This is a genomic window from Desulfobulbus rhabdoformis (genome assembly GCF_016919065.1).
GTDB classification, from domain to species: domain Bacteria; phylum Desulfobacterota; class Desulfobulbia; order Desulfobulbales; family Desulfobulbaceae; genus Desulfobulbus; species Desulfobulbus rhabdoformis.
This window is the reverse complement of record NZ_JAFFQA010000030.1, coordinates 1-12,962: the sequence shown is the minus strand read 5'-3', so window position 1 is coordinate 12,962 and position 12,962 is coordinate 1. Positions and strand designations below refer to the sequence as shown.

Genomic DNA, 12,962 nt, shown 5'->3' with positions numbered 1-12,962 from the left:
GACAATAAAAAATTAAGGTTCACGTAGACTTTCATCCAGCACTCGGATAATTGGATAGAGAAAGTAAGAGATAACTGACCGTTTCCCGACCTTGATTTCAGCCCGGACCTTCATTCCCGGTATAAGTCGAAACCCTTCAGGTACATTGCGCAGTTGAGTTGAGAGCAAATGGATCCGGGTCTTGTAAAAGGCCTCAAGTGGGCGTTGACCGGAATCAGGTTGAAGGAGCGCCTGGGGCTCGGAATGCTGGAAGGCGTTTTCACTGATAACCCGCACTGCGCCGGGTAAGGTGTCGTGACGCTGGAAGGGGAAGGCATCAAACTTGATCCGGACCGTATCCCCCGTGCGAATACGCCCGATATCCTTTGATCCGACATTCACCTCAGCCTCAAGCACACTGCCATAAGGAACCAGGATAAAAAATGGCTCTGCCTGCTGGAGGATGGAGCCCACGGACCGCTCAGCCATCTTGAGCACAATGCCTTTTTCCGGTGCCCGCAAAGAAATCAAATCATGAACCCGTTCAGCCTTGTGCAGTTCTTCCTGGACCTTCTCCAGTTCTGCCCGCAGGCTGACTTCCTGCTCCATTAACTCACCTTTGCGCTCCTCAACAAAGCGTTGCCAGTCGGACTCGGCCTGGCGGAGTTCGTTACGGGTTACCAATGCCTCTGCCTTCAAGGTTTCAATGGCATTAGCAGCCTCGTACCGGGCTTTCTGCGCTTCGAGTAACCGAAGCCGGTAGTCCTCATCCTGTTGGGGGCGCTTGGCTGTGGTGCCTTCCACATCGCGCAATAATTTGTACTGCTGTTCCTGGCCACGCCGCTGCACCGTATTGAGTGCAAGCTTGGCACGCAGTGCTGCGATCTTGTCATCGGTCATCCGTTTATTCTTTTCCAGGATCAAACGCCGCTGGATTAACACCTGCTCCTGAAGTTTGCCGTCGTCTCCCTCTTCAGGAAGTGCTGCAAAGGGGGTGTGATCCAACTCCGCCCTGATCCGTCGGACTTGAACGCCAAGGGTTAGCTTCTGTTTATTCAACTGACTCAGATCGGCAGTGGCAAAGGTGGGATCCAAGGTAGCCAACACCTGGTCCTTTTCCACCACATCCCCCACTTGTACATTAATAGTCCGGATCACAGCAGTACTCAGCGATTGAACCACAATCGTTGGAGTATTGGTGATTAACTCCCCCTCTGCCACCACGACTCGGTCCACCTTGAACACAATGGCCCCTACCACGGTCAGCACCAGGGAGAGCAGGATCAGGTAGAGTACCCAGCGGATCTTGCCAGGTACCGGGCGCTCCTCGATCTCTACCGCATCCGGTTGATATTCAAGAATGTCTTTTGTTGATTTCGATTCGTCCATCAGAGTTCCATCTGTTGCTGCCAGAGCTTCTTGTAGAGCGGGCAGTTCTGCAGGAGTTGGCTATGGGGCCCATGACCGACCACCAGGCCTCGTTGGAGCACAATAATGCTGTCGGCATCCTTGAGCATGGAGAGACGGTGGGAGACAATGAGTACGGTGCGATTCCTGGCGATCTGCACCAGGTTTTCACGGATGATCCGTTCGCTTTCAGGATCCAGGGCGCTGGTCGCCTCATCCAGGATCAGTATTTCCGGTGAAGTTAATAGAGCACGGGCAATGGCCAGTCGTTGTCGCTGTCCACCGGAGAGATTTTGAGCCCCTTCTTCCAGCATGGTGTCATATCCCTGGGGCAGGGTAACGATGAATTCGTCGGCCCCGGCCATGAGGGCCGCCTGAATAATCTGCTCCCGAGAGGCAGCAGATTGGCCTGCGCGAATATTTTCGGCGATAGTTGCGTTGAATAAAAAATTCTCTTGTAACACCACTCCCATATTTTGGCGCAGATGCGCGGTATCAATCTCATTGAGATAGCAGTCATTGATCCTGATCGTCCCGGTAGAGGGAAAATAGGACTTCTGGAGCATGCGGGTCAGGGTGGTCTTACCGGAACCGGAGGGGCCAACAATGCCCAGAGTAGAACCGGCGGGAATGGTCAGAGAAATTTCGTGGAGAACATTGGGGAGATCAGGGCCATAGCGGAAACTGACCCGATCAAGGACAATATCACCCTTTAATGACGGACGGGCCCCATGGCGGTCCGCACCCCATTCCTGTTTGGCGTTCATAACCAGACCTAATTTTTCCACGGACAGGGCTGCCTCCTGGTACTGGTGGATCAGGCCAACCAGTCGCACCAGAGGTGAGGTCACCCGCCCCGCTAACATCTGAAAGGCGATCAGTGCACCAACGGTGATCGTTCCATCAAAAACAAGACTGGCCCCCATCCAGATGAGAATCACCGTCATCATCCGTTCCAGAAACTGCGTCAGCGATTTGGCCGTGATGGATATTTTACCGACTCGAAACTGCATGCTCACAGCGCGGGCAACCTTTTGCTCCCACTGCTGGCGCAGCAAGGGCTCAATGGCCATGGCTTTGACCGTGGCCATGCCGTTGATTGTTTCCACCAACATGGCCTGACGCCGCCCCTCTGCATCATAGAGAGCATTCAACCGCCGCTTGAACGGGACAATTAACACTCCGATGACCGCGGCAATCAGCAGAGTGAACACCAGGACGATTCCAGTCAGTGACAGGCTATAAAAAAAGAGGAAGGGCAGGAAAACGAAGAGTGAACTTGCCTCCAGCATGGTGAGGAAGACATTGCCGGTAAGGAAGTTGCGGATTTTGGCAGTTTGCTGCATGTGTTGAGTAAGAACACCCGCAGCAACATGCTCAAAGAAATCAAGCGGTAACTGGAGCAGATGGCGAAAGGTGCGACCGGTTACTCGCAGATCAATCTTGTTCGTGGCATGGAGCAGGAGGTAGTCGCGAAGAAAATCAAGCCCCGCATTCACTGCCAAGGCGGCGGCCATACCGCAGCCCAGCGCATGCAGGGTAGTGAAGGCCTGATTTACCAAGACCTTGTCGATCACGATCTGAAAGAAGATCGGGGTCACCAGAGCGATGGCGTTGATGAAAAGGACTGCCAGGGCGATATCGATAAAGGTCAACTTCTGGCGCAGGATCTCGGGAATGAACCAACGGAGACTGAAGGGTTGAGACTCATCGGTCAGCTTGTATACCCGCTTGAGCACATAGAGAGCTCCATCCCAGATGGCCTCAAACTCCTCACGGGAAAAGCGCAGATGCCCCCCTCCTGCCCCGGTCAATGGATCATAACAGGCAATGCGTGCTTCGTTCTCTTTGGGATCGAGTTGGATTCCGGCCAGGATCACATGATGTCCATTTTTCAGGCGAGCAATGGCTGGATAGGCTTTTTTCAGCTGAAGCAGCCCCTCCCACTTCAGGCGTAACAATTTAGCCTTGAGGCCAAGCTCTTTGGCCATGCGCAGCAAGGTATCGGTCGGAATTTCTTGCTTGCTGAGCCCATACTCGTGTATCAGGCGTTCCTGGGTCAGCTCGATTTTGTGTTCTCGAGCCACTATCGAAAAACAGACCAGTGCGGTATTGACCTGCTCAAAGGAGAGGATGCCACCGGCCCAGGCTTGCTGGAACCGGTGAAGTGGGACCTGCTCCTTTCGGGGGAGTCCGTCTCCCTGAGGTATATGCAAGGTGACTGTTTTTGAATCCCCTGGCTGGATTTCAGACAGAACAACATACTGGCCGTCGCGTAACTCAGCAATCACCGGCAGGGAGGCTATCTGATGGAGATTTGGGCGCTGAATGATTGTCTGCAGCCCCAGGGAACGTGCCGTCTGCATGACACGTTCAACATTGATTTTTCTTCCTTCAGCTCCCGAAACAGGAGAGATTGAGGCAAAGCGTGCGGCAGCCTCCTTGCCAAAACGCATTGCCAAAAAACGGCAGCAAGCAATGAGGTTGCCATCGGTCTGAGAAGATTCTTCGAGTGATTGATCCGACATGGTACGTATTCTCTGGGTATGGTGTAAACATGCTTCTCCTCAGGTTAAGGAGCGAGAAAAAGGCGCCGTTTCCGCTTACGGAAACGGCGCCTTGTGTGACCGTCTGTGTGTTTGTGACTATGCCACAACCAGAAAATCGTTAGCCGATATCTCGGGTTTATTGCTTAGGGATGCAAATTGGACAGCAGCGCCTTCACCACTGCCGTCGGCATCGTACAGCAGCGCACCCGATGAGGTGTTATAGAGGATGTAATCGTTGTCATCCTGGGCCGAACCCGTGGAGTTCGCACAGAACAAGGCCGAACTGAGCGTTCCCTCGTCCGTCAGGGATGTGAATACGGATTTGCTCAGTTGCAGGACATCCTCACCACTGACAAAGTCGGAGAGGACAAGCACGGACCCAGTCTCTTCTGTTGAACTGGTGCTTTCCTGCTCAATGGGAAGCGAGGCACCGGGAATGCCATAGCCCCCAGAGGGCTGGATATAACTGAGTTGATGCTCCGGCCCAAGAAACCAATCCAACACCGTAACCGAACCCGCAGTTCCGTCATCAATATTGACCAGCAAATCATCACCTGATTGTACATAGGTAAGCCGGTCTTCCGTGATATCATCTGCAAAAATCAACCAATCCGTTCCACCATCTCCGTTAACGATGGTATCGTTACCCGATCCGGCTCGGTAGACATAGAGATCGTTACCTGTACCGCCACTGAGAACGTCATCTCCAGCATCGCCACCCAGTTGGTCATCACCGGCTCCGCCCAATTGGGTATCATTACCTGTGCCGCCATCAAGATAATCACTGCCATCTCCAGCCACCAACCAATCATTGCCACCAAGGCCGAACAATTGATCGTCTCCTTCAAGGCCCTGCAGCAGATCATTGCCATTGGCGCCAACTACCTGGCCACCTGCAGCTACACCGGTTACAACCTGATCAAAAGTGCTTTCATCGGGGACCGTCAGGAGGTCATTGTCGTCATCTGCAGGCACGGTGAACAGGGCATTGATCTGCGCGGCAGAGATACCGCTTTCACCATAGGGCTGGATATAACTCAGTTGGTTTTCTCCTCCCAGAAACCAGTCGCTGACCGTGATCTGAGTTGCCGAATCCGCGTCAATGCGAATGATTAAATCGTCATTCGACTGAATGAAGCTCAAGCGATCACTGGTAATATTATCATTGAATATGAGCCAGTCGATTCCGCCTCCGGCATTGACGATGGTATCGGCTCCTGCACCGGCCCGATAAATATAGATATCGTCATCACTGCCACCGGTAAGAATATCATCGCCAGCGTCACCACCGAGCTGGTCGGCACCAGCGCCACCATTCTGTACATCATTGCCAGCGCCGCCGTCCAGGTAATCACTGCCAGGGCCACCATTCAACTCGTCATCGCCAGCCAGTCCGAAAAGTTGATCATCGCCTTCATACGCATTGAGTTGATCCGCCCCACTCGTTCCGACGAGCTGCTCCGCGGCCGTCGTCCCTTCGACAACTGTATCAAAATCACCTGCAGGAGGATCCGTCGCCAACATCGCCTCTATTTGCGCGGCTGAAATACCACTTCCACCATATGGCTGGATGTACTCAATGCGGTTGTCGGTATCAGTAAACCAATTCGAGATGGTCACCTGATCGTCGGTTCCATCAACACTAATGACCAGATCATCATTGACCTGACTGAAAACCAGGGTCTCAAGGGTTAAGCCCGTATCAAAAAGCAACCAATCGGTACCGCCACCGCTGTTGTCGATGGTTTCTGCACCATGACCGGAACGGAAGACATACACATCGTTACCGCTACCACCATACAACACGTCATCACCGGTACCGCCATCGAGCTGATCATCCCCTGAGCCGCCGAGCAGCCAGTCGTCACCACCTTGGCCAAAGAGATAATCATTGCCTTCATACCCGCGCAGACAATCGTTGCCGGAAGTTCCAGACAACTGTTCACCATCTGAGGTTCCATAGAGTTGCTGATCAAAAACAACTTCTGCCGGGATCTCTATGCCGTCGGCCTCAGGATTATCCGGTGGGAACATTCGATTGATTGTTGCCGCTGTGATACCATTAGCTCCAGAGGGCTGGATGGCATAGAGTTGATACTGTTCGCCCAAGAACCAGTTGCCGACAACGACCTGGTGGTTTTCGTCGCCGTCGACCCGGACAATCAGGTCGTTACCCGATTTGATAAAGCTCAGGCGATCGGCAGTCAGATCATCGGTAAACAGCAGCCAATCCGAACCGCCATCACTGTTATCGATCTGGTAGACGCCCGCATCGGAGCGATAGACATAGGTGTCATTGCCCAGGCCGCCACGGAGTACATTATTACCGCTTCCGCCATCGAGCTGGTCGTCGCCGTCTTCACCATACAGGCTGTCATTGCCTGAACCACCTTCCAAATAATCATCGCCCGTGCCGCCAAGTAAAAGATCCTGGCCTTCGGAACCAAACAAGGCATCATCACCACCATTGCCGATTAAGGCGTCATCCCCCTCAAGGCCTAAAAGGTTGTTGGCCACCTCATTACCGGTAATGATATTATCAAGCTCATTGCCATTACCACGATACGCAGTTCCGGCCAAAGTTAGATTTTCAACGTTGTCGGAAAGTACATACAGAGTATCGTAGCTGCGAATTTCCGTATCCGTCCCTTGATCAGCCTCTTCTGTAATCGAATCACCTTCCATATCTGTCAGGTAGATATCATCGCCCGCACCACCCCTCATGGTGTCTATACCGGCTCCACCCTCAAGCCTGTTATCGCCGCTATTGCCCTCCAAATAATTATCCTGTTCATTACCAATGGCATCGACATTGGCTGAACCGGTCAGGATGGCATTTTCAACATAGGTGTCAAGCGTAATACCAAGGGTACTCCTGATCGTGTCAAATCCTTCTCCAGCCAGCTCAACCACAACATCGCCTACATCATCAACCTCGTAGATGTCATTGCCATCACCGCCTTCCATATGATCACTGCCTAGACCGCCAATCAGGGTGTCATCTCCTCCCAAACCAAGAAGGATATTGTCGGCATCATTACCAGTGATGGTGTTACTCTGCAAATTACCGGTCCCTTGAATGATAGATCCACTTAAAACCAGATACTCAACAAAGTCGGACAATTCTTCCGAAGTTTCGTAGCCACGGATCTCTGTATCCATGCCTTGGCTGGCAGTTTCTATAATAGAATCGCCTTCATCGGCGGTCAGATAGGTATCATCACCGGACCCGCCCTCCAGGGTGTCGGCTCCAGAGCCGCCATCCAGTATATTATTGGCGCTGTTACCAATTATGTGGTTACTCAACTCATTCCCTGTTCCGTTGATAACAGACGTACCAGTCAGGACCAGGTTTTCCAGGTTCTCACCAAGGGAATACGAAACGGAACTCTCAACAGTATCGGTTCCCTCATCGCTGTTTTCAACAAGGGTATCCTCCAGGTTTTCCACTTCGTAGGTATCATTACCCAAACCGCCAGCCAGCAAATCTGTACCAAGACCGCCTATAAGCCTATCATCGCCGTCACCACCTCGAAGCTCATCGTTGCCATCAAGACCGCTCAGGGTATTATTTCCACTATTGCCCTGCAGGATGTTGCCTCCGGTATTGCCCGTGGCATTTATATCCGAGGTACCTGTTAGGGTAAGATTTTCAACATTGTCGGCAAGTGTCGTGCTGATAGAACTTTCAACCAGATCAACACCTTCATCGATCAGTTCCACCACAGTATCTTCCGCATTATCTACGACATACCTATCGTTACCGATCCCACCGATCATTTGATCACTGCCAAGACCACCAATCAACACGTCATCCCCAGCACCACCGTACAGAATGTCATCCCCAGACTGCCCGTCGAGCTGGTTGTTATACTCATTACCTGTCAGGGTATTGACCAAGTCATTGCCGGTACCGTTTAAGGCATCTGCTCCAAGTAAAGAAAGATCCTCCACATTGTCAGCCAGACTATAATTGACGGTCGCAGCTACTGTATCATTGCCATTGCCAGCATCTTCGATGATTGTGTCAGCCGTGTCATCCACAAGGTATTGATCGTCACCCGCGCCCCCCATCAGGGTGTCCGCGCCAATACCACCATCCAATAGATCGTCACCGTCGTTGCCAACCAAAGTATCGGTACCGGCAAGACCATATAGACTGTTGTTTTGGGCATTTCCTTCAAGCGTATTGTCTAGTTCATTCCCTGTGCCGCTGAGGACTGTTGTATCTTCAGCTAACTGTAGTTTTTCAATGTTGTCTCCAAGAGAGTAATCCACAGAAGCGATGACTGTATCCTGGCCTTCGTCAACCTGCTCGGTCAAAATATCATCAATGCTATCAACCATATAGATGTCATCATCAAGACCACCGAAAAGAGTATCTGTTCCAAGACCGCCGATGAGAATATCATTACCTGCACCGCCATACAGAGCGTCATTTCCATCGCCACCGTATAATTGGTCGTCACCTTCTTCGCCATCAAGGGTATCGTCACCTGTATCGCCATAGAGGGCGTCATTGTCGGCTCCGCCAAACAGCTGATCGTTATCCTCATTGCCGTGGAGGATATCATTACCCGCGTCACCATAAAGGGTATCAAGTCCGACATTGCCGGTGACCAAGTCAGCTCCTTCCTCTCCGTAAAGGATGTCATCACCGACATCACCAGCGATGGTATCATCCCCTATTCCGCCAGAGAGCGCATCAGAGCCTTCTCCACCAGAGAGTGTATCGTTCCCAGCATCGCCGAAGACGGTATCATCACCATCGCCACCGTATAACTGGTCATCACCTTCTCCTCCATCAAGGGTATCGTCACCTGTATCGCCATAGAGGATGTCATTGTCGACTCCGCCAAACAGCTGATCGTTATCCTCATTGCCGTGAAGGATATCATTACCCGCGTCACCATAAAGGATATCAAGTCCGACATTGCCAGCGATGGTATCATCCCCTATTCCGCCGGAGAGTGTATCAGCGCCTTCTCCACCAGAGAGTGTATCGTTCCCAGCATCGCCGAAGACGGTATCGTTGCCATCACCAGCCGAAACGAAGTCATCACCTTCTCCAGCATAAGCCGTGTCGTTGCCGGTTCCGAGATCCAGCTGATCGTCTCCGCCAAGACTATCAACGCTATCATCGCCAGCCAATGCAAAAATATTATCCCGGCCTGAGGTGCCTGTGATGCTATCAGCAACCTCGGTAGCTGGAAGATCAATACCGACTGCGGCAATGACTTCAGCTACGCTCATGATTTGTCCGTCGGAGAATTCGATGGTCTCAATTGGTGTGGTCGCAGCCAGGTTATCGTAATCCACTCCGTCAATATGCAATTCATCCCCTGGTTCTCCACTGCTGATCATCAGGGAGCCAAGCGATAGGGAGATCGAACTTAGGTTAATCCCACCCTGAAATACTATCTTGTTGTGGTCATCGGTAGTGTCGACAATGTGCTTGAGGCCGCTGCCTCGGGATATGTAATAGGTGTCGTCTCCGGCCCCTCCTGCTAGGATATCGGAACCGGTTCCACCATAAAGGAAGTCATTGCCTTCTCCGCCGTAGAGAAAATCGTAACCAATGCCACCATAGAGGCGATCATCTCCATCATCACCAGAGAGAATGTCATTGCCGTTGCCTCCAACCAAAACATCGTTTCCACCGCCCCCAGAAAGCGTATCATTTCCCGTTAACGAACTCACAGCACTTGAATTAGATTCATCCTCGCCAGCCAGCCAATCATCCCCATCCCCGCCATAAAGTTCATCGTCACCGGCTTGTCCAAACAGGGTGTCATCACCATCTCCGCCATCAAGGAAATCATTATCTTCCCCACCCTGCAACTGGTCATTGCCTAATCCTCCATATAGAAAATCTTCTCCATCAACTCCCCAAAGTATATCATTGTCGTCATTGCCGTAGAGCGTGTCATTACCATCATTTCCAACAAGGTTATCGAGACCTGCGTCGCCATAAAGAAAGTCATCGCCTCCACCTCCTTGAAGGAGGTCATCTCCGTCTCCCCCATAGAGCGTATCGTTGCCGTCTCCGGTTTGATCACCATTGTCCCCCCAAATGCGGTCATTCCCTGTTCCTCCAAGTAAGTAGTCGTCTCCCAAACCACCGATTAGGTCGTCATCACCTTCTCCACCATCAAGAAAATCATCGCCATATTGAGACGAATAGGCATCGTCACCATACAAAACGTCATTGCCGGTTCCACCGTAAATACTATCATTACCGCCCTGCCCGACGAGTTGATCATTGCCAGCACCACCATCAACAAAATCGTCACCATCCTCTGAGGCCAGTATGGAGGAGGAAGGGTCTGAATCGGCCCAAATCCGGTCGTCCCCGTCTCCGCCCAGAAGTACATCAGAGCCAGTTTCACCATACATATCGTCGATTCCGGCACCACCAAGAAGGATATCTTCCCCTTGCCCACCAACCAACACATCGTCCCCGTCTCCGCCATCTAGGAAGTCGTTTCCTTGATTGCCAATCAAAAAATCGCGATCAGCTCCACCATATAAATAATCTCCACCACCGTTGCCAGCGAGAAGATCGTTGCCGCCTTCGCCGAACAAAGTCACCGCCTCGGTAAACAAAGGTTCAATTTCCATCCCGTGTTCCAGAAAATAGTTGTTCGGCATGTAACCATCAGGGGCATATACAGGATGAAAATATTGCAAATCAAAGCTTTCTAGACTAAAAGTAAATTCATAGGTCCAACTATCTCCAAGAACAGATTCTCCATTGATGGTAGTCATTCCAACTCCACCTGAAAACCAGACACTGAGGTAGCCGCTATCAGGATCTCGTCCCAATCCGTCTTCATAGCTTGATTGCCAGTGCTGACTCAAATCAGCCCAAATTGCATCCATGGTTAAGTAGGAGTCCCAAACATATCCGAAAAACCATTCCCTAACGTTTGCCGAAATGATATCGTCACCATCTCCACCATATATTTCTGATCCGCCACCTATCCAAGTGATAAGGTCATTACCTGCACCGCCCAATATGGTATCAGCTCCACCTTGACCAGCAATCCAATCATCTCCATTCCCACCATCAAGCAAATCATTACCGGTGCCACCGATTAGCATATCTTTGCCGTCCAGGCCGTGGATTTCTTTGCCTGTACTTGTGGAGTCCTGATATAAAAAATTATCGTCTATATTCCCCGGAGAAACGATCTCCAGATCTCCAGGATCGGATTCTTCCGTCAGCGAGATACCAAAATCACCATCCTGAAAATCAGCACCCAGATCGAGTAGGCTGTTGTCGGGCATGCGGAGTTGCCAGGTCGCGCCATGGATAAGAGTAACAATGTCCACCTCGTTGATTTCACGAACCCATTCGTTGAGATAGCCACCGTCCCCGTCCTTCTCGCGCTCGAACGTCCCGGCCGCCACATACTCACCTTCGTTGTCACGGATAATGATGGTGCCGTGCTGCTTGCCGTCCTCCTCCCGGAGATCGACAATCGTGTCGTTGCCATCACCTACGTTCCAGATGTAGATGTCGTTGTCCTTGCCACCTTCGAGATAGTCGTCGCCTTTGCCGCCAATCAGATTGTCGTTGCCTGCCATACCGTACAAATGATCGTCTTTGGAACCGCCATTAATTTCCGGATCTCCCTCACTTGAGCCGAAGATGAATTGCTGGTAATTGTCTTTCTTTGTTGCCAAATTCGTATATACCGCATTCAGTGATTGTTTCCCCGTTGTCAGATCGTTATAATAATAAGATGGCAGATTCGGATAGACATCAGTATTCCAAGGGTCATAAGGATTTTTAGCGCCAGTATCATTGATGTTCTCATAAAATAACTGAACCAGAAAATTGGCACGGTCCTGCAGATATTTGTCAGTCAGTTGACCGTCTGGGGTTGAGGAAGTATAAAGATCAAGCTCTCCATCTTGATTAAATTTCGTATCATAATCAACACCGATAATTGCAAACGGGTTGAGGTTGACCAAAGCATAACGAAACGCTAGACCTTGATCGGTGTTGGCTCTAGCTTTACTTTCAATGACAGAGGCAGAGAGATTACCAAGTACCTCCAATCGAAGATTTTGGTATTGAGCTTCATTTAATTTATTTTCAAGTTCAATCAAACGGTCATGAAGGGATATTCTTGCTTCCCAATCTGGATGGCTAAATCTATCACCTGAAGCTTCTCCTTGTACTACTGGATCTTGATTCTGGGTCTGTAGCAGAGTTGAAAGCGATCCAAGCAACATCTCATTTGTAGAGCCTTCTTCATTAGATGCACTTTCCATGAGTTGGGTTAAGATAATCCGTTTACTTTCCAATATCAAACCACCTGGCAAGAGCTTTTCAAACAAGGCCTGTACACTCAGATCATCTGAGAATTGGGACATGCTATGACTGTTCTTTTCCGTGGCAATATATATCTCTGTTGATGCAGGAGTTCCCGTAATATTTGATGACACTAAGCTTATATCATCTCCCGGCCCAGTACTTTCACTCTCGAGAGTATGTAACTTACTGGACACATTTGCAAAACTACCCTGAGTAGCTTCAGGCAAAAGTCCTGCTACTTGCTCAACGAAAGAGTCAGTGAGTTTGTCAGATGTTGGGGGATCGACAGCACTTCCCGTTATCCCGTAATGCCCTGTTTTTATGGGGTACGAGGGAATTGGGTTTCGTAAACTTTTAGAGAACACGCTTGGTTCCAAAACGGCTGCTCTCCGAGCGCCTCGGCAACGAGCTTAGACGCGATTAACTCATCAAAAATAAACGAAAAATTAATCAGGAGTAGCGTATTTTTTTCTTGACAAAGCCTTGAAGGTAAAAATCGATTTTTTCATGGAATTACAACTAATTACACGGAGAATCGATTATGCAGTCACTGAAAATTTTCTCGATCAAGGCGTTACAACTGGTTGCACCGACGAACGGAAGAGCCGTGAACAAAACACTCCACGTGGACGCATTAATTCAAGCTATCAAAGCTGATTTTGGCAAACTTACCGATCATCGGGCCCAAAATGCCAAGATTG

At 50.5% G+C, this 12,962-nt stretch carries 3 protein-coding genes; all 3 read right to left on the bottom strand.

From position 1 onward, the window contains the following. Positions 1–12: 12 nt before the first annotated feature. Positions 13–1,368, bottom strand: a complete 1,356-nt coding sequence (locus JWJ90_RS15315; protein ID WP_205228097.1) for an HlyD family type I secretion periplasmic adaptor subunit — start codon at positions 1,366–1,368, stop codon at positions 13–15. Beyond that, the gene (locus JWJ90_RS15310; RefSeq protein WP_205228096.1) at positions 1,368–3,914 is read right to left on the bottom strand and encodes an ABC transporter transmembrane domain-containing protein; all 2,547 of its coding nucleotides are present in this window, start codon (positions 3,912–3,914) and stop codon (positions 1,368–1,370) included. Before JWJ90_RS15310 ends, JWJ90_RS15315 begins: the two co-directional genes overlap by 1 nt. A 117-nt stretch (positions 3,915–4,031) precedes the next feature. Next, positions 4,032–12,320: a calcium-binding protein gene (locus tag JWJ90_RS23260; RefSeq protein ID WP_240194975.1), complete on the bottom strand. Its 8,289-nt coding sequence runs from the start codon at positions 12,318–12,320 to the stop codon at positions 4,032–4,034. Positions 12,321–12,962 lie beyond the last annotated feature (642 nt).